The organism is Paenirhizobium cremeum, from assembly GCF_022884085.1.
GTDB classification, from domain to species: domain Bacteria; phylum Pseudomonadota; class Alphaproteobacteria; order Rhizobiales; family Rhizobiaceae; genus Allorhizobium; species Allorhizobium cremeum.
In genome coordinates, this window is the sequence record NZ_JAGGCS010000006.1 from 1 (window position 1) to 23,165 (window position 23,165).

At 59.9% G+C, this 23,165-nt stretch carries 29 protein-coding genes and 1 tRNA gene; 20 read left to right on the forward strand and 10 right to left on the reverse strand.

Annotation, left to right across the window (positions count from 1 at the left end; translation table 11 throughout):
• The 4 genes from J5N58_RS12160 to J5N58_RS12175 all read right to left on the reverse strand — a co-directional run.
• The coding region (locus tag J5N58_RS12160; RefSeq protein WP_244710979.1) for a hypothetical protein at positions 1–183 on the reverse strand (183 nt) is incomplete at its 3' end.
• 101 nt (positions 184–284) lie between these two features.
• Positions 285–503, reverse strand: a complete 219-nt coding sequence (locus tag J5N58_RS12165; RefSeq protein ID WP_342345989.1) for a helix-turn-helix transcriptional regulator — start codon at positions 501–503, stop codon at positions 285–287.
• Between the two features lie 123 nt (positions 504–626).
• The gene (locus J5N58_RS12170; RefSeq protein WP_244710981.1) at positions 627–1,469 is read right to left on the reverse strand and encodes a hypothetical protein; all 843 of its coding nucleotides are present in this window, start codon (positions 1,467–1,469) and stop codon (positions 627–629) included.
• On the reverse strand, positions 1,456–2,646 hold the full coding sequence (locus J5N58_RS12175; protein WP_244710984.1) for a tyrosine-type recombinase/integrase: 1,191 nt from the start codon (positions 2,644–2,646) through the stop codon (positions 1,456–1,458). The genes J5N58_RS12170 and J5N58_RS12175 overlap by 14 nt, the downstream gene beginning before the upstream one ends.
• A 576-nt stretch (positions 2,647–3,222) precedes the next feature.
• Here J5N58_RS12175 and J5N58_RS12180 point away from each other — a divergent pair.
• Positions 3,223–3,810, forward strand: a complete 588-nt coding sequence (locus J5N58_RS12180; protein WP_113443956.1) for an IMPACT family protein — start codon at positions 3,223–3,225, stop codon at positions 3,808–3,810.
• 31 nt (positions 3,811–3,841) lie between these two features.
• Here J5N58_RS12180 and J5N58_RS12185 read toward each other — a convergent pair whose 3' ends face one another.
• Positions 3,842–4,645 (reverse strand): tetratricopeptide repeat protein, encoded by an 804-nt coding sequence (locus J5N58_RS12185; RefSeq protein WP_112827822.1) that lies wholly within the window; start codon positions 4,643–4,645, stop codon positions 3,842–3,844.
• Between the two features lie 201 nt (positions 4,646–4,846).
• Between J5N58_RS12185 and J5N58_RS12190 the strand changes: the two genes are divergently transcribed.
• The 12 genes from J5N58_RS12190 (at position 4,847) to J5N58_RS12245 (ending at position 14,790) form a co-directional block, all read left to right on the forward strand.
• Complete coding sequence (locus J5N58_RS12190) at positions 4,847–6,238, forward strand: leucyl aminopeptidase family protein (protein ID WP_113443957.1); 1,392 nt, start codon at positions 4,847–4,849, stop codon at positions 6,236–6,238.
• Positions 6,239–6,331: 93 nt separating this feature from the next.
• On the forward strand, positions 6,332–6,682 hold the full coding sequence (locus J5N58_RS12195; protein ID WP_113443958.1) for a MarR family transcriptional regulator: 351 nt from the start codon (positions 6,332–6,334) through the stop codon (positions 6,680–6,682).
• 7 nt (positions 6,683–6,689) lie between these two features.
• Positions 6,690–7,559, forward strand: a complete 870-nt coding sequence (locus tag J5N58_RS12200) for a C40 family peptidase (RefSeq protein WP_113443959.1) — start codon at positions 6,690–6,692, stop codon at positions 7,557–7,559.
• Positions 7,560–7,737: 178 nt separating this feature from the next.
• The gene (locus J5N58_RS12205) at positions 7,738–8,124 is read left to right on the forward strand and encodes a hypothetical protein (protein WP_113338520.1); all 387 of its coding nucleotides are present in this window, start codon (positions 7,738–7,740) and stop codon (positions 8,122–8,124) included.
• Between the two features lie 81 nt (positions 8,125–8,205).
• Positions 8,206–8,931, forward strand: coding sequence for a DUF1003 domain-containing protein (locus J5N58_RS12210; RefSeq protein WP_112827537.1), 726 nt, complete (start codon positions 8,206–8,208; stop codon positions 8,929–8,931).
• A gap of 1,256 nt (positions 8,932–10,187) precedes the next feature.
• Positions 10,188–10,892 (forward strand): recombinase family protein, encoded by a 705-nt coding sequence (locus J5N58_RS12215; RefSeq protein ID WP_113439597.1) that lies wholly within the window; start codon positions 10,188–10,190, stop codon positions 10,890–10,892.
• A 217-nt stretch (positions 10,893–11,109) separates the two neighbouring features.
• The gene (locus J5N58_RS12220; protein ID WP_113439598.1) at positions 11,110–11,307 is read left to right on the forward strand and encodes a hypothetical protein; all 198 of its coding nucleotides are present in this window, start codon (positions 11,110–11,112) and stop codon (positions 11,305–11,307) included.
• A 674-nt stretch (positions 11,308–11,981) separates the two neighbouring features.
• Positions 11,982–12,296: a hypothetical protein gene (locus J5N58_RS12225; protein WP_113438968.1), complete on the forward strand. Its 315-nt coding sequence runs from the start codon at positions 11,982–11,984 to the stop codon at positions 12,294–12,296.
• Positions 12,293–12,949 (forward strand): hypothetical protein, encoded by a 657-nt coding sequence (locus J5N58_RS12230; RefSeq protein ID WP_113438967.1) that lies wholly within the window; start codon positions 12,293–12,295, stop codon positions 12,947–12,949. Before J5N58_RS12225 ends, J5N58_RS12230 begins: the two co-directional genes overlap by 4 nt.
• Positions 12,946–13,158, forward strand: coding sequence for a hypothetical protein (locus J5N58_RS12235; RefSeq protein WP_113438966.1), 213 nt, complete (start codon positions 12,946–12,948; stop codon positions 13,156–13,158). The genes J5N58_RS12230 and J5N58_RS12235 overlap by 4 nt, the downstream gene beginning before the upstream one ends.
• Positions 13,155–13,811 (forward strand): hypothetical protein, encoded by a 657-nt coding sequence (locus J5N58_RS12240; RefSeq protein ID WP_244710986.1) that lies wholly within the window; start codon positions 13,155–13,157, stop codon positions 13,809–13,811. The genes J5N58_RS12235 and J5N58_RS12240 overlap by 4 nt, the downstream gene beginning before the upstream one ends.
• 472 nt (positions 13,812–14,283) lie before the next feature.
• A complete protein-coding gene (locus J5N58_RS12245; protein WP_113438964.1) occupies positions 14,284–14,790 on the forward strand; it encodes a ribonuclease H family protein in 507 nt (168 codons plus the stop codon).
• A gap of 60 nt (positions 14,791–14,850) precedes the next feature.
• Here J5N58_RS12245 and J5N58_RS12250 read toward each other — a convergent pair whose 3' ends face one another.
• From J5N58_RS12250 to J5N58_RS12260, 3 genes are all read right to left on the reverse strand, one after another.
• Entirely contained in the window at positions 14,851–15,249 is a 399-nt protein-coding gene (locus J5N58_RS12250) for a hypothetical protein (protein WP_113438963.1), read from the reverse strand.
• Positions 15,250–15,383: 134 nt separating this feature from the next.
• Positions 15,384–16,730, reverse strand: a complete 1,347-nt coding sequence (locus J5N58_RS12255) for a tyrosine-type recombinase/integrase (protein WP_244710988.1) — start codon at positions 16,728–16,730, stop codon at positions 15,384–15,386.
• An 86-nt stretch (positions 16,731–16,816) separates the two neighbouring features.
• Positions 16,817–16,901, reverse strand: a tRNA-Leu gene (locus J5N58_RS12260).
• Positions 16,902–17,199: 298 nt separating this feature from the next.
• Between J5N58_RS12260 and J5N58_RS12265 the strand changes: the two genes are divergently transcribed.
• Positions 17,200–17,667 (forward strand): BA14K family protein, encoded by a 468-nt coding sequence (locus J5N58_RS12265; RefSeq protein ID WP_113338504.1) that lies wholly within the window; start codon positions 17,200–17,202, stop codon positions 17,665–17,667.
• Positions 17,668–17,715: 48 nt separating this feature from the next.
• Here J5N58_RS12265 and J5N58_RS12270 read toward each other — a convergent pair whose 3' ends face one another.
• A complete protein-coding gene (locus J5N58_RS12270) occupies positions 17,716–18,027 on the reverse strand; it encodes an Rdx family protein (RefSeq protein ID WP_112827539.1) in 312 nt (103 codons plus the stop codon).
• A gap of 149 nt (positions 18,028–18,176) precedes the next feature.
• On the opposite strand from J5N58_RS12270, the gene J5N58_RS12275 reads away from it, so the two are divergent.
• The 5 genes from J5N58_RS12275 to J5N58_RS12295 all read left to right on the forward strand — a co-directional run bounded on the left by J5N58_RS12275 (position 18,177) and on the right by J5N58_RS12295 (position 21,317).
• On the forward strand, positions 18,177–18,623 hold the full coding sequence (locus J5N58_RS12275) for a DoxX family protein (protein ID WP_113467107.1): 447 nt from the start codon (positions 18,177–18,179) through the stop codon (positions 18,621–18,623).
• Positions 18,624–18,711: 88 nt separating this feature from the next.
• Positions 18,712–19,422 carry a type 1 glutamine amidotransferase gene (locus J5N58_RS12280; RefSeq protein WP_112827541.1) on the forward strand — a complete coding sequence of 237 codons (711 nt, stop codon included), beginning with the start codon at positions 18,712–18,714 and terminating at the stop codon, positions 19,420–19,422.
• 25 nt (positions 19,423–19,447) lie between these two features.
• The gene (locus J5N58_RS12285; RefSeq protein ID WP_113467106.1) at positions 19,448–20,005 is read left to right on the forward strand and encodes a sugar O-acetyltransferase; all 558 of its coding nucleotides are present in this window, start codon (positions 19,448–19,450) and stop codon (positions 20,003–20,005) included.
• 93 nt (positions 20,006–20,098) lie between these two features.
• Positions 20,099–20,674 carry a hypothetical protein gene (locus tag J5N58_RS12290; RefSeq protein WP_244710990.1) on the forward strand — a complete coding sequence of 192 codons (576 nt, stop codon included), beginning with the start codon at positions 20,099–20,101 and terminating at the stop codon, positions 20,672–20,674.
• A gap of 151 nt (positions 20,675–20,825) precedes the next feature.
• Positions 20,826–21,317 carry an acyl-CoA thioesterase gene (locus tag J5N58_RS12295; RefSeq protein ID WP_244710992.1) on the forward strand — a complete coding sequence of 164 codons (492 nt, stop codon included), beginning with the start codon at positions 20,826–20,828 and terminating at the stop codon, positions 21,315–21,317.
• Between the two features lie 63 nt (positions 21,318–21,380).
• On the opposite strand, the gene J5N58_RS26055 is transcribed toward J5N58_RS12295, so the two are convergent.
• Positions 21,381–21,758 (reverse strand): YegP family protein, encoded by a 378-nt coding sequence (locus J5N58_RS26055; RefSeq protein ID WP_425314463.1) that lies wholly within the window; start codon positions 21,756–21,758, stop codon positions 21,381–21,383.
• Positions 21,759–21,990: 232 nt separating this feature from the next.
• On the opposite strand from J5N58_RS26055, the gene J5N58_RS12310 reads away from it, so the two are divergent.
• A complete protein-coding gene (locus J5N58_RS12310; protein WP_244710995.1) occupies positions 21,991–22,980 on the forward strand; it encodes a hypothetical protein in 990 nt (329 codons plus the stop codon).
• The last annotated feature ends 185 nt before the right edge of the window (positions 22,981–23,165 follow it).

A 23,165-nucleotide genomic window follows, 5' to 3' on the forward strand; every position in this document is an offset into this window, starting at 1 on the left:
GACTCTAATCAATTCTGGAGGAAATTCGCAGTGGCAGGTCACTGGTTCGATAAGCCGTTCAACATTGAGCAATTCAGAAGCTTGAGGTTTCTGCTGCAAACTTGCGTTACGCAACTTTCGACGGGTGCTACTCTTTTTCGTGCGACGCTTCTCGACGCGTTGTGTTGCGTTTTTCTTTGTCATCTTCAGTCCTTTCAGTAGATCGTAAACATGGCTTCACCGTTCGCTCGGCCGCAGGACGAGCGTTGGGTTCGTTGATTTTTTTGAATTATCTGGACGCCGAACTATTTCTCGGCGCTATCGCGGGCATCCGTTAGAGACTGGATAAGCGCTTCTATGTCGTCCGCACGCCAACATGTCAGTCTTGGGCCGAGCTTAATTGGCTGCGGAAAGCGGCCGTCCCGAACACCCTGCCACCATGCGCTTTTCGAGAGCGGTAGCGGACCACCTGGGGAGAGAACCTGTCCTATTCGGAAAAGTTGTATGCGTTGCATTTTGTCCATTTGTGCCTCCTTGACACCAAAAGGATGCAACACCGGCCTAGCGGACGCAATTTTGTGAAGATACGCTAAAGTTCTTCAAGTCAGAAATAAATCAACTATATGATATTAAAGAATTTTTATGAATTATTCATCACTGTCATCGGTAACGGGTCTTCTGGATAAGCCGCGAATATAGGTTTTAATGTTCCCGGTCGATATTTCCGGATCTATCCCTTGCATTAGGGCATAAATGAATCGTGTCGAGACGCTTTCAAATACGGTCTCGTTTTGAGCGTCTGTCTCTGTCTCTGTCTCTGTCTCTGTCTCTGTCTCGGTTTTGGATATGGCTTCGGCTCCACATGAGGTCTCGCCTTCCGTCGCGCTCTCTTTGGTGGGCATCTCGGGACGTTTGGCCTCGTTGTGGCGTGAGTTAGAAGTTCTTGCGTGGTGTGAGCACATCTCGAAAATATCAGCGGCACTTTTCACTGCTCGCGCTATGTGAGGCTGCGCCCGACCGTCCAGTGAATCTGCTAAGTTCTCGAAGAAATCGGCTTTCGCCCGCAATTCCTCAAGCCGATCAAGGGCGTCAAATTTCGGCTTTTGATATTGACGCTCTATCTGAACATATTGGCGTTCATCATCGCCAAGCGATCGCAGGCTGTCGTGCAGTTTGCGATAATCTTTTGTCACTGCAGAGATTTTTTTCTTAGAAAAATGGTTATTTACAACATTTCTCTCCAGTTTTTCGGACCAATATCGATTTGAAAGCTTCAATAAAGCCCTATCTATTTGAGAGTAATCTTTAATATTATTATATACTATGAAGTTTCCGTGCTTATCTTTCGCTATAAGTTTGTTGATGGCGTCTATCGCACGATCTACGCCTTGCTTCGCGAATTCTTTTTTGTTCCGGTAGGAGTGCCAGTTGCTTTTGTGATCGTCCGCTATGGACGTGTCGTTCTTTTCGTCGGAATTATCCTGCGACATAGCTGGCCCAATCCATCATGAGTTCGCGGCGGCGCTCAAGCAAGTCGCCCCTTCTATAGGCCGCTTCAACCTTATTCTCGATCGTGTGTGCAAGAGCCATTTCCGCCAACTCTCGTGGATAGCTGGTCGTTTCCGCTGCCCAGTCCCGGAACGACGAGCGAAAGCCATGCGCGGTAACCTTGACTTCCATCCGCTCGAGGATCTTCAAGAAGACCATGTTCGACATCGGTTTCTCGATCGTGCGGCCGGGAAAAAGGAACTCTGATGTACCCGCCACCTGCCGTGCTTCCGCCAGGATATCCTTGGCGCGCGGTGATAACGGTACGCGATGCTCCCTCTTGGCTTTCATTCGGGTTGCCGGGATCGTCCAAAAACCCTCTGCAGTATTGATTTCGCTCCAGCGGGCCTGCAAGACCTCACTGGTTCGCGATGCGGTTAGAATCAGGAATTCAAAGGCCAAGCGTGCCGGCAGGCTGCTATTGCTTTTCTTCAAGGCACTTATGAAGGTGGGAACATCCTTGTACGGCATTGCCGCATGGTGATCTTCCTTGGCGGCTTGCTTTGGCAAGCCCCGCGTTACCCCCTCCACCGGATTGTCGCCGGCACGGTATCCCGCTGCCTTCGCCCAATCGAGCACGCTACCGATCCTTTGCCGTACCCGCCTGGCCGTCTCCGGCTTTGTCAGCCAAATTGGCGCCAGAACACGCAGGACATCCGGTGTTTCTAAGCGATCGACCGTAAGGTTGCCGATTTGCGGAAATGCGTATTGCGTGAGTGTGTTGATCCACTGCTGCGCATGCTTTTCGTTTTTCCAGGTCGCCTTATGTTCAGCGTGCACCGTTTCCGCCGCGACCTTGAAGGTCGGAACCACTCGGGTTTTGGCTCGCTTTTCGGCAAGGGGGTCCCCGCCTTGCCGCGCCACCCGTCTATAGGAAAGGGCCGATTCTCGCGCCTCGGCCAGCGACACCAATGATAGGCCGCCTAACCCAATGTCCGTTCGCTTGCCTTGGATGACCGTTCGCAGCAGCCACCGCTTGGCGCCCGACGGATCAACGACGAGATAGAGACCGTTGCCATCGGAATACCTGCCTGGGTCCGATAGGTTCTTCACCTTGAGTGCCGTCAGCGACTTCTCTGGATGCTTACCCTGCTTTTTCAAAATGACATACCAACTCAACAGCCCACAATATACCCCACATTTTATCGTGGCTTTAACCGATATCAAGTGGACGACCTTGGACTAAGCGTCGAATTATGCCATTGTAACTAAAGCACAATGTGGACAGTACAGGTCGTTCGTGCTCTCTAATTGGGCGGCCTCCCTGTCCGCCATATCCAACACAATGAATCTGCTGCAGGAAATTCTTGTCGATTGATCGGATCGATGAGGCCGAAGCAGGCGCGTGAGCGAACTCCTAAAGGCGCTCTCTCGGTGGCCGGATGCCGTCAGGCTTCTGCTGGATCGTTTTAACGAAGCGCGACGTCTGCGTTTTTGTCGCCAAGGGGGCAAAAAGCGGCTTTCCGGGGCCGTCCAGCCATTCCTAGAGTGAACTGAGATGGCGAACTCCTGCTCGAGCGCCGCAATATCGGCTGCACCGGCAAGCAATCCGTCGTCCAAAAGCTCGGCCAGGCGTTTCAGAAAGGGATTGCTGGCGAGCAACTGGTCGGAAATTGCGTGAAGACAGAGAGATGGAGCATTGACGGCGACTCCGTTTTCGCTGGAAACGCTCTATGAGGGTGTCTGGAGAAAGAGATGTTTACCCTCAAGCAGCGCGAAACCTTCACGCAGGATATCAGGAAGAGCCGTTTCATCGCTCATGCCGCGCCGGTCGCGAGCGAGGACGAGGCGAAGGCCTTCATTGCGGCCGTGTCGGATGCCTCCGCCAACCACAATTGCTGGGCATGGCGGATCGGTCAGGCCTATCGTTTCAGCGATGACGGCGAACCGAGCGGCACGGCCGGAAAACCGATCCTTCAGGCCATTGACGGCCAGGCGCTGGATGGCGTGGCGGCGGTGGTGACGCGGTTTTTCGGCGGCATCCTGCTTGGCAGCGGCGGTCTTGTGCGCGCCTATGGCGGCACGGCGGCCATCTGTCTGAAGGCGGCGGAAAAGGTCGAGATCATCCCACGTTCGTTGGTCCGCTTTGGCTGCGGCTTTTCCGATCTCGCGCTCGTCAAGTCACGCCTGCTTGGCGTTTGCGACTTGCATATCGAGAAGGAGGAGTTCGGCGCCGAGGGCGCATGGCTCGATGTCGCCGTTCCGGTGGCGGAGGTGGAAGCCGTCATCCGTATGGTCACGGATCTGACGAGCGGCCGCGCTCTGATCGACACCGGCGACTGACCGGAGCGCTGCTGATGCCGGAAAGCGGATCTCAGTTGGTGCCGTTGTCGGGGCTCGCCTTGTCCTTGGAGGCAAGCTGCTTCCAGGAATTCTGCTGGGACAGCATGGAGCGCAGATAGGCGACGTTCGCATCGGCCTGCTGCGGATCGAGTTCCTGCCGGGCGACCTGTTCGGCTTCCTGGAAACGGCCCTGCAGGCCGATCACCAGAGCAAGATTCTGCCGGACGCGGCTGTCTGCGCCGGGCTGCTGCGAAGCGGATTTCAGGTAGGTTTCGGCGGTGCGCAGATCGCCGCTCAGCACGTAGGACATGCCGAGATTGGAAAGGATCGTCGGCTCGTTCGGCTTGAGGTCGAGCGCCATGCGATAACGCGAGCGCGCCTCGTTCGAGCGGCCGAGCTGGTCGAGAACGGCGCCTTCGGCGGAATAGAGGCGCCAGTCGGGACGGTCGGGGGTCTGCGCCCTGCCGATCGTGTCCAGCGCCTTCTCGAGCTGGCCCGCCGCCGCCTGTGCCTTGCCGAGGGCTGCGAGCACGTCGCGGTCCGATGGATTGGCGATCGCCACCTGCTGCATGACGGCCAGCGCCTGCGTGTTGCGGCCCGTCATCATCAGGACGTTGGCATAGGTCATGCCGACATTGCGGTCCTTCGGATTGCGTTCATAGGCCTGGCCGATGCTTGCAGCAGCATTTGCGAGCTCCGGCGCGGTCATGCTTTCGACCGGTTTGGAAAGCCGCGGGATCGAACCGGTGGTAACCGATCGGTCGGGCCGGGATGTGGAGCAGCCGGCCAGCACGCTCGCCGCCATCAGCAGGCAGATGCCGCCGAAAATTCTCATCCGGCGACCCGTGCCGACCCGATGATGCGAAGACCTGTGCCGAATAACCATGTTCTTCTTCCTGCTGCGATGGCGTTTGCGCGCCCTGCCATGGTGAAAAGCGACGCAATCTCCGCTCCAGCAATAATCTGTTAACCCTAACGGAGTGTTAATCGGGCTCACGCCCTTTGATTCCGCCCGTACCTTTCCGAAAGACAGCTTATGGCCCCCTACCAGTATATCGAGAGACACAACCCCTTCAGTTCCAAGGGGGGGAAGACCCTGCCCGTCTTCGCCGTCACTCCGGCCCATATCGAGACCGGCACGATCGATCCGATCGCGCTCGACTGGGCCCGCAAGGCCGGCTTCAAGGCGGAAGCGGGATCGGTGCTGCTCATCCCGACAGCGGATGGCCATCTCGGCGGCGCTCTCTTCGGCCTTGGTTCCAATCCCTCGGAAAATCCGTTCCTCACCGGCAAGCTGGCCCGCAGCCTGCCGGCGGGCGACTGGCACATCGAGACTGCGCCACTGACCGCCAACCGGCTGCTGCTCGGCTACGGTCTCGGCTCCTACAGCTTCGACCGCTATCGGTCCGAGCGCCCGGCCGAGCCCAAGCTTCTGATCCCGCAGGATGCCGACGCCGCCGACATCAAGCGCCAGCTTGCCGGGGTCTTCCTTGCCCGCGACCTCATCAACACCCCGACCAACGACATGGGACCTGCCGACCTGGAAAACGCCTTCCGGGCGCTGGCGGAACACTACAAGGCCGAAGTCACATCCATCGTCGGCGATGAACTGCTGGAGAAGAACTTTCCGCTGGTCCATACCGTCGGCCGCGCCAGCGCGGTTGCGCCGCGCCTTCTGGAAATGCGCTGGGGCAAGAAGGGGCATCCGCGTGTGACACTCGTCGGCAAGGGCGTCTGTTTCGATACCGGCGGCCTCGACATCAAGCCGGCCTCGTCCATGCTGTTGATGAAGAAAGACATGGGTGGCGCGGCCAACGTCCTTGGCCTGGCGTTGATGATTATGGACGCCAAGCTCAAGATCGACCTGCGCGTCATCGTTCCCGCCGTCGAGAATTCCATAGCCGGCAATGCGTTCCGCCCGGGCGATATCTACAAAAGCCGCAAGGGCCTGACCGTCCAGATTGACAATACCGATGCCGAAGGGCGGCTGATCCTTGCCGATGCCCTCGCCTATGCCGACGAGGACGCGCCGGATCTGCTGGTCGACATGGCCACGCTGACGGGTGCTGCCCGCGTGGCGCTCGGTCCGGACCTGCCGCCCTTCTTCACCGACGACGAGGATCTCGCCCATGAACTCGTCGATGCGAGCCTCGAGACCGACGATCCGCTCTGGCGCATGCCGCTCTACAAGGGCTACGAGAAAAACCTGAGGACTTCGATCGCCGATCTCACCAATGCGCCGGCTGGCGGCATGGCGGGCTCGATCACCGCTGCCCTCTTCCTCAAACGCTTCGTCGGCAAGTCGAAGAGCTGGGTGCATTTCGATATTTTCGGCTGGGCGCAGAGCGAACGGCCCCATTCGCCTGTTGGCGGAGAGGCCCAGGGCATCCGGGCGCTCTACCGCTTCCTGCGCTCCGGGCTGAAGTAATGGCCCCACGGGCGGCGGCCGGCGGTCGCCGCTCTTGCAATGCCGCGTCGATTGCCGGAAAAGAAATGCGCAAACGACGTCGCGGACCCGCCCATGACTGTTGAACTGACCGCCACGGAGGCGCTTGGCCTCTGGCACAAGGTGACGCTGCAGCAGGTGCAGCAGGACAAGCGCGACCTGACGCTGCGCCAGATGGCGATCCTTCTGGAGATCTACCTCGTGCCGCCGCCGCATACCGTCCGCGGGCTTGCGGCGAGATTGAACGTCACCAAGCCGGTCATCACCCGTGCCCTCGATACCATGGGCGAAATGGGGCTGGTCGATCGCGTTCGTGATGAGCGCGACCGCCGCAGCGTCGTCGTCAGGCGCACGGTGGGCGGCGCGCTCTTCCTCGAAAAATTCGGCGACCTGGTCATCGAGCAGGGCCGCAAGCTGGGCTATTGAGAACACCATGAATACCACCGAAACCATCCTCGACCGCAGGCTCAATGCGTACCGCACCGATCTGGCTGAGGCGGCTCTGAAAGGGCAGGTGGAAGCGGCCCGTTTCGTCGAGGGAACGTCGGCAAGGTTGGCTGTGCCGGTCGCGGCGCTGCGACCGAGGCCCGACCTCGCCGTCGGCATCGATACCGAACTGCTCTTCGGCGAAGAGGTTACGGTGTTCGACCGGGCCGGCGGTTTCGCCTGGGTGAAGGCCAGGCAGGACGGTTATGTCGGTTACCTGCCGGAAGCGGCGCTCTCCGATGCCGAGGCCGCTCCGACCCATCGTGTCGTCGTGCCGCGCACCTTCGTCTATCCGGGGCCGGACCTGCGTTTTCCCGCCTCATCGGCATTTTCCATGGGCAGCCTTGTCACTGTCGTCGGCGAGGCCGAAACGCGGGGCACGCACTACCATATTCTGCCAGACGGCCGCGCCATCGTCGCCGGCCATTGCTTACCGCTCGGCTCCTTGCCGTCCGACGATTACGTCGCCATTGCTGCCCGCTTCCTGGAGACGCCTTATCTCTGGGGCGGGCGTTCGGGTTTCGGCATTGATTGTTCGGGTCTCGTGCAGCTTTCCCTGCAGATGACCGGGCGAAGCGCGCCGCGCGATTCCGACATGCAGGCATCGGGTCTCGGAGCGATCATTTCGCGCGAGGAGCTTCGTCGCGGCGATCTCGTCTTCTGGAAGGGACATGCCGGCATCATGGAGGACGAAAACACGCTCCTTCATGCCAACGGCCATACCATGACCGTGGCGCGCGAGGATTTCGAGGCCGCCGTCAGGCGCATCGGCTGGCTCTACGACATGCCGACCGGCTATCGCCGCCCGACTGCCTGAAACCGCCCGACTGCCTGAACCCGGTTGCCAGAAAGCCACGCACCGATCACAAACGCGTATGCCTCTTTTCGTCGGGATGGTGCCGTCATTATATCTGATAACGAAATGGCCAGCCGGCAAACGATCCCGGCCGACCGTGCCGAGACGAAATGAGGATATGATGTCGGACAGCAGCGGGATGAAGCAGAGACCGGGGGAAGCGGGCCTGAAGCGCGTCCTGATGGCGGGGCTGGCTGTCGCCGTTTCCGTCTCGTCCTTTCCCGGCCCGGCATCGGCCGCCGAAGGACTGCGCCTGCCGAAAACCTTCGAGCGGTCCGGCGACGCTACCTATTCCGATCTGCCGGGTGTCCGCCCCATGGCGCCCGGCGAATTTTCCTCCGACTCGAACTACGAGTGCCACACCGTGACGCGTTTCGTCGATCGGGGCCGGGACAGTCCTTTCCGAAGCAGCAGCGGCGTGCCGGTCGTGGTTTACCGCTGCACCAGGGATGGCATGGTGTTTGAAGGCCGCAACCCGCCCTCCAGGGGCTGGTATCCGGGCGTCAATCCGCGCAACATCGACTGAGCCGGCTCCCGATCGCTTGCCTCCTTGCACAAGGGTCGCCACCATGGCGGCGATTCGTCACCCTTATCCGGAGCCATCGGCATGCCGCACCATCCCGCCCGTCAGAGCCCCCAGGAAACCTGCGGCGTCTGCAAGCGTCTGAAATCGAGACGGGACATGACTGCCTGCGATGTCGTGCGTCCCTCGCTTGCGGAAGAGCTGGACCGGATCACGCCCGACTGGCGCTCCACCGGCTGGATCTGCCGCGATGATCTGCAGGAGAGCCGCCGTCGCTCCGTGGAGGACATGATCCGCCGGGAGCGCGGGCAGTTGAGCGAACTCGATCGGGAGGTGATCGAAAGTATCGCCGCGCACGAGACGGTGACGGAGAATACCGAGGAGAGCTACGAGGAGACTGTTACCCTCGGCGACCGCATTGCGGATCGGATCGCCTCCTTCGCCGGTTCCTGGACATTCATTCTGTCCTTCCTCTTCTTTCTCGTCGCCTGGATGTTCGTCAACGCCATTCCGGCCATCTTCACGAGCTTCGATCCCTATCCCTTCATCCTGCTCAATCTCTTCCTGTCGATGATCGCCGCCTTTCAGGCCCCGCTCATCATGATGAGCCAGCGCCGGCAGGAGGAAAAGGACAGGCTGCGTTCGCAGAACGACTACCAGATCAATCTCAAGGCCGAACTCGAGATCCGGCATCTGCACGAGAAGCTGGATCATATTCTCGTGGGACAGTGGGAAAGACTGTCGAAAATCCAGGCAATGCAGCTCGAACTCTTCGAGGAGCTGTCGGAGACGCGAAAATCCCCGCGCTGACGGGACGAAACCCGCCCAAGCCAAAACGCTCCGGCGGAAGCCGATTTCCCTGTTTCGATTTTTTAAAGCTAGGTCCTTGATCTGGCAGTGATCAAGATTGGAATGGTGCCCAGAAGAGGTGTTGCGGCACCAAATCGAACCACTGGAATATCCAGAAATTCATTCATAGTTTCAGTATCTTAGAGTGCTTCCGGTCTCGTGAATGGTTGCGCTCTTGTGTACCTCAAGCGGCCCGAATGTGGACCTTGTTCCTTTTACGTAGGCGGGGCGAGCTTGCCAAGTCTTATGCTACAATGACCTGTTCATTTAACTGATTTGTTTGCAACGGGAGCGGGGGCTCATGCCAGTAACACAAGGCCACGGTAATCCGGATTGGACGAGAGACGAAACAATCCTTGCGCTTGATCTTCTGTATCGACACGGAAAGCCCATAGATCGGCACCACGCCGATGTGCATGAACTTTCAGCCTTTCTCAGGGGTGCTGCAATTCATCCACCAGAGAAACGAAATGACAGGTTCCGAAACCCGGATGGTGTAGCGTTGAAGTTGCAAAACCTTCTTTCCGCTGTGGAGCCCGGTCGCGGACTTTCATATTCCCATACAGATATGGCGGTGGTCACTGATTTTCCCAAAGAGAAGGCTCTCGTACTCGCAGGAATCGCAAATGCGCTCCGTAGGTCAATCGGTGGAGATGCTCCACCCCCTGTTCCGGAGGATGAGGAGTTCGTAGAGGGCGCATGGCTTACCGCTCGGCATCGACAGCGAGACGCTAGGCTTCGGAAGAAACTGTTGGCAAAATTGGCCAATGCCTCCCTCAAATGCGAAATTTGCGATTTCTCTCCTCCGCGTTTGGAGCGCCAACTACAGGAGAGCTTTTTCGAGGCCCATCACACTATTCCTCTTGGTGATGCCGAAGGAACCAGGGCAACCCGCGTCGGTGATATGGCCCTTTTGTGCGCCTGTTGCCACCGGCTTATTCATCGGCTCATTTCTAGCAATCGGAGATGGGTGGGGGTTGAAGAGACGCAATCGGTACTGCGGGGCGCACGATCATAAAACACCCCAAAAATCCGAGGCGTCAACCTCGACAGGTGCGGAAGCGCGCTACCCCCCGTGCCCCTTCCGTCTTCCAGTCCGTTGCCCGGACGGTGCCACCGGCTGGCCATGCCCGTCATCGCCGACCGGCTTGACTTCTCTCGCTTTTATCCGTTACGTTTCTGTCAACGCTCGATGACAGTAATGAAACGGATAGCCGATGACCACGCAATACGTCTCTTATCTCCGCGTCTCGACCAAGGAACAAGGCCGCTCCGGGCTAGGTCTTGAGGCACAGAGGGAAGCCGTTGCCACCTACTTGACCGGACAGGGTGCCAAGCTGGCATGTGAGTTTATCGAGGTGGAGAGTGGGAAGCGCACCGACCGCCCCAAACTGGCCGAAGCATTGACCATGTGCCGCGCTCTCGGTGCCCGTCTCGTGGTCGCTAAGATCGACCGCCTTGCCCGCAACGTGCATTTCGTCTCCGGCCTCATGGAGAGCGGCGTGGACTTTGTTGCAGCGGACATGCCGAGCGTGAACCGGCTGACGATCCATGTCCTAGCAGCGGTCGCGGAAGAGGAAGCGCGGGCTATCTCCAAGCGAACCAAGGACGCTCTTGCAGCGGCCAAAGCCAGAGGGAAGAAACTGGGGGGAACCCGTCACCGGAAAGAGACCGGAGAAGTGGTCATGACCCTGACAGACGACATGAGGAAGGAAGCGGCCCACGTTCGGTCACAGAAGGCCCACAGACGCGCCTCTGACGTGTTGCCGATAGTCGCCGCCATCCGCACGGAGATCGGCTCTGACGCCTCGCTTGGGGCGATTGCCAAGGCATTGACGGAACGGGGTGTGAAGACGCCGAGCGGAAGAGGAGCCGAGTGGAGTGCGGTCCAAGTTTCGCGGTTGCTGGCAAGGGCGGCATAGGTGCGACATTCTGTCCACTCCTTCCCACTATCGGCACCATCCGTTCCCCGTTCGTGGCCCGTGCCGTGGCCCCGCAATGCTTCCCCAATCCCATTCCGGGAGGGTCTCGACAGGGTTCCAGATAGTCCCATTACCGGAACTAAGTTATTGATTGACCATTGATATTCAGTTCCGCCAAGGTGTCTCCGTCAACCCCGACATCACCTAGGAGACCAGCATGGACCAGCTTTCTTGCGAACAGCATTCTCACGAACCGCAGATTCGCGCCCACATCGCCATTGAAGCCCTTTCCGTTGCCGCCGAGTTTCTGCTTTGCGCCGTTCGAGCGGTGGCACTGGGAGCCGACCCCAAGAGCGACGAGGTGCGGAAGCCGGTTGAATGGGCCATGGCGAAGGTGAAGGAAGCCGGGGGATGACCGGCGGCACCGTTCACGATTTTCGGTCACAGATTTGGTCACAAATTCATGCCTTGTTCGGGCGTAACCGTTTGAAAATCAACACGACGCAGAAGACATAAATAAAACTTTGTGATGCAAAAACAATAACTTGATGACGATTCCGCATTGACGTATTTCGTATCTGCGTCCATATTCCGACCCATGAGGCGTTCAGCCTCTCCGGTGCGGCGGCACTCTCCGCCGACATAAAGCCGCTGGCGGTAGTCGCGACGGGGTTCTCGGGCGCTACCAGCACCAACCAGCATTTTCCCAAAACACCAGCAGTAAGCTGGACGGTTTCCGTGACTTGTTCACGGGCCGGAGACGCATGTTTTCCAGTCGGTCCCTGACAGGTTCCGATGCGGGGAAGACGTGTCTCGGACAGGTTTCTGAGCGCCTTCACAGCCCACGGCTGGAAAGCTTGGCACGGCGGTTTCCCACCGCCACGGCATAAACCAAAGGGGGCGGGATACGCGAGAAGCTGACCTAGTGCCGCAGTAACGGCTTTCCTGTTCGGTCGTGACGCCTCGACCGCTGACGATGGCCCACGGCAGGGCCGAAACAGTGAAGAAATGCACCACAGGCAGCAATGCCAAAATTTTAATCTTCCCATCCCTGTGTCCTTGGGGGTGGATACGAGAAGGAAAACAAACATGACCTTAGCTACCCATGACGAAACTGTGTTGAACGGGTTGGAAGTCTCCATCCTAGACAGCCTCTCCGACCTGAAAACCATCCTCGACGCAAAGAAGCTCCTTCAAGGGACCGCATTCCAACCGGAGGATGCTGTCGCTGTATTCCTGATCGAAGCTGGCGGCTTGATGCACAGGGCAGCACGTCAGCTTACCGAAACGGACAATCTTGCCGACGCGGAATTTATCTCGATCTTCTCGGAAGCAGTCGAGAAGTTGGAGACGGTGAGGCCGTTTATCGGGAGGGAGAAGAAGGCACGAAAGGAAAGCGCATGAGCCGCATCTGCGCCGTTCCGCATTGCGGCAATCCAGCTTCCTCCGAATTCTCTCCACATTGCCGCCGCCACAAGTCCATGCTCCGCCGACAAGGGGCGGTGGGGCAGACAGGCATCGGAAAAGGTGAACTCAATCCCTATCTCGACCGTGTTCGGGCAAGGGTTGATAGAAACGCGGACAGCCCCTTATGGCCCGCGCTGGAAACCTCATGGGCCGCTATCGTCTCCGATGCGAACCGTGTCGCGGAGAAGCGTGTCGGCAATCGCTATGAGCGGTCCGCAGCGCATGAAATCCTCAACATCGACGCAGACGCCCCGGTTCGGGAGATCGTCGTCACCGCACTCGCCATGTTCCTCATGTGGCGGGAACGGCCGGGGCGTTTTGCCGATGATCGGGCGTTCAGGATGCAGCTTGCCCGCCGCGTGAGGGCGCTTTCCACGCGTCACCGTGGGAGCCGCTTCGACCCTTCCAGCGGGCGGCAACAGGCGATCTACAGGGAAATGACGCCGAAAGCGGGGGCGATCCTTGGCGAGAAGCTGGCGCTGGCCTTTGGCTTCACCGGCATTCAACTGGCGGAACTGGAGAAGCGGGACCGCCAATCCGCCGAGGAGGCGAAACAAACCATTATCAACGCGATAAAGGAACTGAAATGAGCAGCGATTTTTACGACAGCAAGACCTATCGAAACAACGTGTCGCTTGCGGGACGCCCACTCGCGAGCAGGGAGGAGGCAGAAGCGGCGGAAGCGGCCATCAAGTCGGAGAACCGGAAGCGGGGGAAACGGGCATGGGCAACCAGACGAAGAAACCTTCGGGCGCTGGATGGCCGAATTGCCGAGGCCATCGCCGGGGATGATCGATGACGGTGAATTACGCCGAGTGGATCGCAGCCCGGCAGACCGAGGCACAAGAGCGGGGCGGCGGACCATGGACGCCCGCAATGCTGGCGAAGGCGAAGCAGGAGGCGAATGCCCGGAGAAACGGGTTCTTCGTGGCCGACAGAACGCCCGGAGAAATCGTGAACCCGGAAACCGGTGAAATTGTCACCGATTGCGTCACCATCGGCACACTTGCGGAAACCTTCGGCATCACGGCGGCGCGCCTGACGGACCTCATGGAGCAATGCGGTATCGTTCACCGGGTTCTGGCTTGGAAAGACGTGCCAATGCTCTGCAATCCGGTCCTTCGCAAGCCCGTCTACTACCGGACCCCGGAAGCCGCTCCGGCTGCCATCCGGGCCGGACTGGTTGTTCAGATCAAGGGCCGTTGGGGCGAGGGCGGGAGGGGTATGGTTCGCGCCATGATCCTCATTACGCCGAAGGGGCAACAGGTTCTACGACAGGCGCTCATCACGCCGACAGCATCGCCCCCGACAATACCGATGCACCACCAGCGCCGGGAGCGTATCGACCGCCTTCACAGGGCAGGGAGAACCGCTTCCGAAATTATCCAGTTGACGGGCATCCCCCGCAGGACCGTCTTTCGAGACTTGGCCACGCTGCGGCGGGCGGCTTGAAGGGATTAGTGCCACTTTTGGAAAAATCCCGTATCTAAGACGAATGGTTGAACCGTGTGGGGGATGAGAAACAGGGCGCTACGGGTGGCTTTATTTGCTGACCTGTCCGCTGTTCTGCTCCCCCTCGGAACGAGGTTCGACAGAAGGGGCCGACACGTGGGCTAATCGCTCTACTTGATCGACCGAGGACGGACGGCGAGAAGCCGAACGGCCAAGACATCCTCTATTGGCTTCGCCAAGGTGTTCTCCCCCACGTCCGTGATACCTTGTTGTCTTCGGGCGGAGCGCCGCCCTACGTCGTCTTCTCTTTCGTGTCGCATCCGCGGGATGGTCTCGAAACGCCTTCCTCCCCATGCTCCGCATCATCCACGAAGGTTCCACGAGACCCGGCGTTCCGTCCGCGTGTCTTCCTTCATTGTCTTCCGGCCATTGGCACCGTCCAATGCCGTTTCACTCCAACCGAAAGGCTTCCATGAAAACTCCACAGAACCGACCGTATATCCTGATTTACACCGATGGCTCTTGCCACGGAAACCCCGGTCCCGGCGGTTATGCCGCCACTCTCCGCCGCATTGACGCCGAGGGCAACGAACTGAAATGCCACAAGGTCCGGGGATTTGATCCGGCTGAAACCACCAATGTCCGAATGGAAATGACCGCCGTGGCGGCGGCGCTCGAACACTTGAAGCCGGATGAGCCGCAACCCATCGTCATCCGCAGCGACAACAACATGATACCGGACAGCATGACCAAACGACTCCCCGGATGGATCGCCAACGGATGGCGCAAAGGCACCGGAAAACCTGTCCTGAACCGGGGCCTATGGGAGCGGATCATTGCCGCTGCCGAGGGCAAGACGATCACATGGGAATGGGTCCGGGGCCATGCCGGTGATCCGATGAACGAGGAGGTGGACAGGCTGGCCGGTCAGCAGAAAGAAATCGCACGGCAGAAAGCTGCCGAGATCATCTCAAGATAGCTCATGAGGTAGTCCAAACGAAGTTTCTCGCTCTTGGTCACATCTTGGGGATGGAGTTGGCTAGCGGTACCCCATTCCTCGATAAATGTTGCCGATTGATGTTACTGCTATTGGCCAACTGTTGAATGTGGTGCCAACAGCCCACTCGTCATCTCCCGTATTCACATAGGATATGTAAGCTGCTTTTTGCCCACCAAAAAAACTGCGCCCCGCATCGACCTTAGCAAACAGAACCTCCATGCCCAATATTGCGGAGTTGATTGCAATAATTCCTTCCTCTTGCGCAAGCTGTAGAACGTGTTCTGCTGTCGCTGCTAGGTTCCTCGCACCTGTTTGTAGATCTCGTCCCTTCTTCCGACTTAGTTTCACAAACTCGATCAGCGTGAATATCTCCTTTTCGCTGAAAGGTAGTCGATTAGTTGATTGGTCGATTTGCTCGATTGTAAGGGTTTTGCTCATAGCGCGCTCCTTATTATGGTGTCTGTCGTCCCGCGACGAGCGACAATCGGGTCAAACAATCCCCCGGTAGTGTCGCCTAACGTGGGCCTCTAGTGACCGTAGGTAGAACTATGTAAGGCGGAACCACGCCCGTGTCAGTCAGTTTTCGCCCCTAGAGCCGCCTTCACGGCCCCCGCAGCCACCTCTAGCCGCGCATCCGGGCCACCATACCGCTCACTCATGCCGCCGCTGGAGTGGCCTAGGACAAGATTGCGGTCGAACTCCTCGACCCTTGCCCGGATTAGCCGGTCTTCCATCGTATGGCGGAGAGAATGGACAACAATCTTCGGATCGTCCGTCACGGTCCTGACATGCTTCATGAGGCTGGCAGAGGCGACATCCGCACCCCGGACCTTGCCATATCGGGGGAACAATACGGCGCTGTCACCAGCGGCCTTCACGGCCTCTCTGGCAGCGTCCAAGGCTTCCCCGATCAATGGCACCCGCCGCACCGATCCCGCCGTCTTGAGGCGTCTATGGGCGTGGTGAACAAGATCGATATACGGCACCGTGGCGTCAAGCTTCACGTCGCTGACCAGAAGCCCAGTTACCTCACCGAGACGGCATCCGGTTCCCTCCAGCATCCGCCATATCTGCCACAGATCGGCCCCCGCATGGGCCTCTAGGCGGGCACAGATGGCTTTCAGGGTCTTGGCCGGGATTGGAGATCGCTCCTCTCTTGCCACCGTCTGGACCCGTATTTCCAGCCTCTGGAACGGGTTCAGGGCGTCACGCAAGCCGAACTCCGTTATACCGAAGCCGATCATGGCCCGAATGTCGTTCACGTATCGGCGCACGGTTGACGGGTTCATGTCGAGATCACGAAGCATATGGTCGCGGACTTCGCGGGCATCTTCGCGTGTCAGCCTGTCAAGGGGCCTGTCTTCCTCGATAGCATGGGCGAGATAACCCATGACACGCTCCAGCCGGAGGGTCTTCTGGTTCTCGTTTATGTCGCCGTTGATCCTCTCTTGAAGATAGAGCCGCTTCGCGTCTGCCAATGTCGGAGAGGGGCGGGGAATACGGCCCTTGTTTGCCACCAGATTGACCGCCTGACGCTCCACAGGATCGGAGAGACCGGAAGACAGGGCGCTATCCCGGATCACGTCAGCGGCCTCCGAGTCAGCCCCAGTCAACTCCCGGCCACCGACATAGACCTTCATGGCCTCCAGTTCGGAAGCCCTACGTTGTGCCAGACGGTGAACCTCAAGGGGTGTCAGATCAGCAACGGAGCGGACTGCTTCCCTCCGGGCCTCCTCCACCACTCTCTCAAATTCGGCATTGACCTTCGGGTAATTCCGCAGGGCTTCCCGTTCGGTCTGACCAAGGAGCCGCTTGAACTCTCGCTTGCCGATCACTTCCGCAGCATCTTTCGGGATGCGTCGACGGTAGTGGAATGTTCCTGCTTTGGTGGGGACTATGTGTTTCAGTCTGAGACCCATGTGGACCTTCCGTGTACCTCGTTGTGTACCGGAAGGACTGCCTAAGTCTTGAAACTATTGAGAAATCTACGTTTCTCAAAATGGAATGGTGCCCAGAAGAGGACTCGAACCTCCACGCCTCGCGGCACAGGTACCTGAAACCTGCGCGTCTACCAATTCCGCCATCTGGGCGACGAGGAGCCGTGTAAAGGCAGCGACTCGGACTGTCAACTGGCTTTTTGAAGTTTTCGTGTCGGATATCGCAAAGCAGGCCGAAGAGCCTTGGAACGACGGGACCGGCAGTCTTGGAAAAGCCATGATATCGCGGAGGATTAGGCATGTTCGGGGACGGTGGCGCCAGGCATCGTCTTCCGGAAGGCAGGCAGAAAAGCGGCTGGACAGAAGGCCGCATCTGCCGGAGATTGCCGATGCGGGGAAGGGCGCTCCCGATGTCCGTCATGGACGGACGAATCTTCTGGCTGGAGGTAACATGATCAGATTGTTTGGAAAAATCCTGCTGGGGTCCTTCCTGGGCCTTGTCGGATTGTTGCCTGCCGTAACGCAGGCAGCGATGCCGATGACGCAGGTCGCGCCGCCCGCTGCAGAGCGGTCCGGCGTCGAAAAGGTGCAGGTTTACTGCGATGCGTATGGCTGCTACGAAACCCGCCGTCCGCCGGGCTATAGGCGGCCACCGCCGCCTCCCGGCTGGGACGATGGCTACCGCCGCCCGCCACCGCCGCGGTGGGACGATGACTATCGCCGTCGGCCCCCGCCGCGCTGGGATGACGGCTATTATCGTCGCCCCCCTCCACCGCCTGCCTATGGCATGCCGCCGGGACGCAACTGGAACCGTCACGTCCGCTGGTGCCTCGACCGCTACCGGTCCTACAATCCACAGACGAACAGGTTCCTGTCCTCCAGTGGTTACTTCAGGGTCTGCCGGTCGCCCTATTATTGACCGGCCCTGCAGCAATCCGGAAAGGGGTGGGCGAAAGCCTGCCCTTTTTCAGTTTTCACCGGCATTGCTCGAAGCCGCCGTCACCCGGTCCGTATGACCGAGGTCGCGTTCGGGTTCGATGATGTCGCGCAGCCGTTGCTTCAGTTCCTTCGGTCCGGGAAAACCGCCGTCGCGCTTGCGTTCCCAGATGAGTTCGCCATCGACGCGGATCTCGAAATTGCCGCCTGTTCCGGGAATGAGCGCCACTTCACCAACACTCTCCGGAAAGGTCTGCAGCAGTTCCTGCGCCATCCAGCCGGCGCGCAGCAGCCAGTTGCACTGCGTACAGTAGAGTATGGTCACCCGCGGCTTGTCACTCATCGTTCCTTTTCCTCGTTACGTCTTCACGATAAAGTCAACTATTAAAGTCATGTTTTTATCGAGGCATGCTTGAGCCTGGCTGTCTTTGCAGCCATTAGCATAACCGCAACAAACTGAGACCCGGAACGCAAAAATCAAGGAGTGCCGACATGTCCAACCCTGTTGACCGCAATCGGCTGATTGTCCCTCAGCTTCGCCCTGTCTACGCCGCCGGCTACGAGACGGTGGAGACCGTGCTCCGCGTCGTCGCCGGCGTCCTGCTGGTGACCCATGGCTACGGCAAGATCATAAATCCGTTCGGCGCCGTGGGAATGGTCGAGAGCCTCGGTTTTTATCCCGGCGTTTTCTGGTCTCCCCTTCTCTCGGCGACCGAATTCTTCGGTGGCATTCTGGTCGCCGTCGGCCTCTTCACACGCCCCGCCGCCTTCGCGGCGATGATCGTGCTGCTGGTCACGGTCTATTTCCACTGGATCGTCAAGGCGGAAGGCCTGGGTGGGGCTGAAAAATCGATCCTCTGGGCGGCGATCTTCCTGTTCTTCTCGATCCGTGGCGGCAATCGCCAGTCGGTTGACGGGTGTCTCGGAAAAGTCTTCTGAGGCCGGGCCGCAAGCATCGTGGCATGCCCTTGAAGAGCGCCGCCGGTCGTGGTCATCTCCGTGGTGGGCGAGTCGGCGGAGACGGACAATGCGCGTGGCGATCATCGAAAACACCCGATATTCGGATCCGGGCCAGGTGGGTATAGCGCTCGCCGAAGCCGGAGCGACAATCGAGGCGATTCGTGCCTATGCCGGCGAACCGCTGCCGGCGACCATTCATGGGCACGACGCCCTCGTTGTCTTCGGCGGCGAGCAGAATGCGCGTGACGACGAGAAGCATCCCTATCTGCCGGCGCTGGCGACGCTGATGCGCGACTTCGGCGATGCCGGCAAGGCCGTGCTCGGCATCTGCCTCGGCAGTCAGGTGCTGGCGCGGGCCTATGGCGCCGAGAACCTAATCGGAGCGGCGCCTGAATTCGGCTGGCATACGGTTTCCCCCACCGAGGAGGGACGGAGCGATCCGGTGATTTCGGCCGCCGCCGCAGCGCCGGGGGAAGGCTTTGTTTCCTTCCAGTGGCATGACGACACGTTCACCCTGCCTCCGGGCGGCGTGCACCTCGCCGGCAATGCCGCAGCCGTCAACCAGGCCTTCCGCGTCGGACGCGCCGCCTATGGCATGCAGTTTCATTTCGAGGCGAACCGCGCGGTGGTTGCGGAATGGAGCCGGCTTTTCCCGGAGCATGTCGAACGCAAGGAACCGGGCTGGCTTGTGCGCCACTCGCAATATGCCGCGGCCCATGGCCCGGCCGCCGAAGCGGCGGGTCTTGCGATCGCCCGCGCCTGGGTCTCGCGCATCTGACGGCAAGGCGAGCGGGAGGAAGGAGATGACGGCGAGCGAACGGGAAAAGATGGCCGCCGGCCTCTGGTACAACTGCATCGATCCGGAACTCGACCGCCTGCGCCTTCGGGCACGCGAGGCCGTTCATGGCCACAATACCATGCCACCTGCGCAGCGTGGTTGCGCGGCGCCGGACCTCGTGCAGCTCTTCGCCGGCTTCGGCGACGGCGCCTTTGTCGAAGCGCCCTTTCATTGCGGATACGGGTTCAACATCATGCTCGGCGAACGGGTCTATATCAATGCCGGCTGCGTGATCCTCGACAGCGCGCCCGTTGTGATCGGCGATGGGTGCATGCTGGGACCCGCCGTGCAGATCTATTGCGCCGAGCACCACAAGGACACCGCCCAGCGCGCCGCGGGCATCGAGATCGCCAGGCCCGTGACCATCGGCAAGGACGTCTGGATCGGCGGAGCGGCGGTCATTCTTGCCGGCGTCACCATCGGCGACGGTGCGATCGTCGGTGCCGGTGCCGTGGTGACCCGCGACGTTCCGGCGGGCGTAACCGTTGTCGGCAATCCGGCGAAGCCTTTGCCGCGCCCGTGAGAAGGCACGGGCGCCCGACACATTGACCCGTGTCAATTCGCGGCGCATCGTTTGCGCTATGGTGGCATCCGTTCTGTTCCCTGGAAGATATCCATGAGCCTTTTCGCCTTTGCCGCCGCCGTGCTTCTTCTTCTGTTGACGCCCGGACCGACCAATACCCTGCTGGCGCTGTCCGGCGCGGCGAAAGGCGTGCGGCGTTCCATGCCGCTGATGGGCGGAGAGCTTGCCGGCTACATGACCACGGTCACTCCGCTCGCCACCTTCGCGGGCCCCTGGCTGGAAGGTCAGCCGCTTCTCGCCGATATCGTGCGTCTCTGCGCCGCCGCCTGGGTGCTGATGCTCGCCGCCAGGCTCTGGATCATGCCGGTGGCGTCGGCGAATGAAACGCATATCGATGCGCGCGCCGTCTACTGGACCACGGTCATGAATCCCAAGGGCCTCATCATCGGCCTCGTGCTGGTCCCGCCGGCGGGCTTCCTCGCAACCATCGCCTATCTCGGCGTGCTAGCGGGGCTGATCCTCCTGGTCGCAAGCTTCTGGCTTGGCTTCGGCGCGGCGATCCTGCGGCTGATCGCCCGGCGGCATCCGGCGCTTGTCGGACGCATGGCCGCCGGGTTTCTTGTCTTCTTCGCCGTTGCCCTGACCGGTCAGGCGGTCGGCTGGGTGTGACCGTTTCACCCCGTTCATAGCAGGCACGCCATCGGGGAAGCAGTCTTTCGAGACCCAGCGCCAAAACACGCGGCCCCTTTTCGAGGCTTCGAGGAGCGGTTACAGCTTCGGGGAACATTGCTCGCCACAGCGTATTGCGAAAGGACATTCGATGGACCGTGCCCATGATCCGAGCCAGTTGGAAATGGTGGTGCTGATGACACCGGACATGGCGAATTTTTCCGGCAAGGTGCATGGCGGCGCGCTGCTGAACCTGCTCGACCGGGTGGCCTATTCCTGCGCCTCGCGCTTTTCCCAGCAATATGCCGTGACGCTCTCGGTCGATCAGGTGGTGTTCCGCCAGCCGATCCATGTGGGCGAGCTCGTGACCTTCCGCGCCTCGGTCAATTTCGCCGGCCGCACCTCGATGGAAATCGGCATCCGGGTGGAGGCCGAGAATATCCGGACCGGCGAGCGGCGCCACACCAATTCCTGTTATTTCACCATGGTGGCCGTCGATGCCGAAGGCAAGCCGACGGCGGTGCCGGAGCTCGTGCTCGATACGGAGGCCAAGCGGCGGCGCGCCCGACAGGCCGTCGAACGGCGCACGCTGCGTCACGAATTCGAGACGCGTTTCCGGGAGGTCAAGGAAGGCAACGATTGACCAGGCGCCCGTGCCGGTCCTGCCACCGGTCGCGGGGATCGCGCGGCGGGCGGACCCGTCCGCTCAGGCTGTCGCGGCCGTCTCGTCCTCGACCGGCGCCTCGGGGGCATTCTTCTTGATGGACTCGGCGCAGTTCCTGGCGCTCGATTTCGAAGAATAGGTTTCGGACCGGACCAAGATCTCGCCGTTTGCCGCGCGGAAACGGACAAAGGTCTCTCCGCTCTTCGCCGCGTCGATTTCGAAGCGATAGCCGCTGCCGGTTTCTTCCTTCGTCAGGTCGACGATGGCCGCGCCGGGGGCGTTCTTCTTGATGGATTCGACGCAGTTCTTGGCGCTTGCCTTGGCCGCGTAGTTTTCCGACCAGACCATGACTTCCGAATTGTAGACGAACTGAACGCGGAACTCGCCTTTTTCATTCTTCAGGATCTTGAACTTGTGCATGTTTCCTCCGAACACTCAAGTAGTTGCTGTTCTCAGCCGGCAACTACCAGGAATACTTAGAATGCAATTGCAGGAAGCACAAGACGGACGTCGGCCGGGTCGTTGGATCGAATGCGACCGATGTGATTAGTGGCATGGAAAGCCTGCAGCCAAGGTTCCCTTTCCCGTTAACGGCTCGCTCAGTTTTGCCGGCCAGTCTCGCCGCGAAACAGAAGGGAAGGAAGGACGGCGGATGGCGAAGCGGGATCGGGAATGCGGGAAATTCCTGCCGAAAATGCTGATCGGCCTCGCGGGCGTTCTGACCGTCTTTCCAGCCGCGCCGGCTCTCGCCTGGACCCAGGTCGAGATCGATGCCGCGATTGCCACGCTTGACACGCCCGAGGCCCGGCTTTGCCCCGAATCGAACGGTTCGAAGCTCGAGCTTCCTTACGAGATCAAGGACATCAACGGCGATGCCGTCGATGAGATCGTCGTTCACCGGCGGGCCAGCGGTGCGGCGAGCTGTTTCGGCCATGCCGGCTCGGAAATCGGCCTCCTGATCGCGGACGGAAAGGGTGGCTGGACCGACGCCTTTGGCTTTCCGGGTTCCGATCTCGCCTTCCATCCGCGCACCGACAGCGACTGGCCGGATGTCGAGATCCTCGGTCCCGGCTTCTGCTTTCCCGTCTGGCGCCACCATGAGGGCAGCTACGGCATCTGGCGTACCTGCGAGGACGGAAAACTCGTCTATGCCGAGGGCCTGCGCGACAGCGCCGTGCCGAGCGGTGTGACAAAGGCGAAGCCGGTGAGCCATCCGGGCAGCAACGGCATCGGCACGCTCTCCCCCGTCGAGGTGATCGACATTGCCTCCCTCGACGGCATTCCCTACGACCACAACGGCTCCATCATGATCGTCGACGGCGCGAAGGGGGTTATCGTCTATGACCGGCCCAAAAGCTCGATTGCCGGCACCGTCAAGCGCGGCACCGTGCTCTTCCGGGGCAAGCCGTGGGACATGAACAATCCTGACGGCGCCCTGATCGACGGCGTCGCCCATACCTTCAAGAAGGGATGCGACGCGACCGAATATCCCGTGCGTGGCCGCTACCACGTCATGTACGGCATGTCGCAGTTCATGCTCGAAGGGGCGGCCCCGGTGCGCTCCAAGGCCAATTGCGATATCACCGGCCACTCCATGACCAGCGGCAATGCCAAGCTGAAGTTCGATATCGCCTGGGATTGAGGAGCGGCGGGCGTTGAAAAACGCCCTTCAGAAGCCCTGAAAGAGGAATTCGGTGGCGGCGGTGACGTCGTTGGGCCCCTACGCCTCTATCGTCTGTCTAAACGATCGACGCGGAAGGCGCTTCCGTTGTACCTATGGTGAAAACCGGCCGAATAGCCCGGGCTTGTTCGGAAGCGGAATGAAGA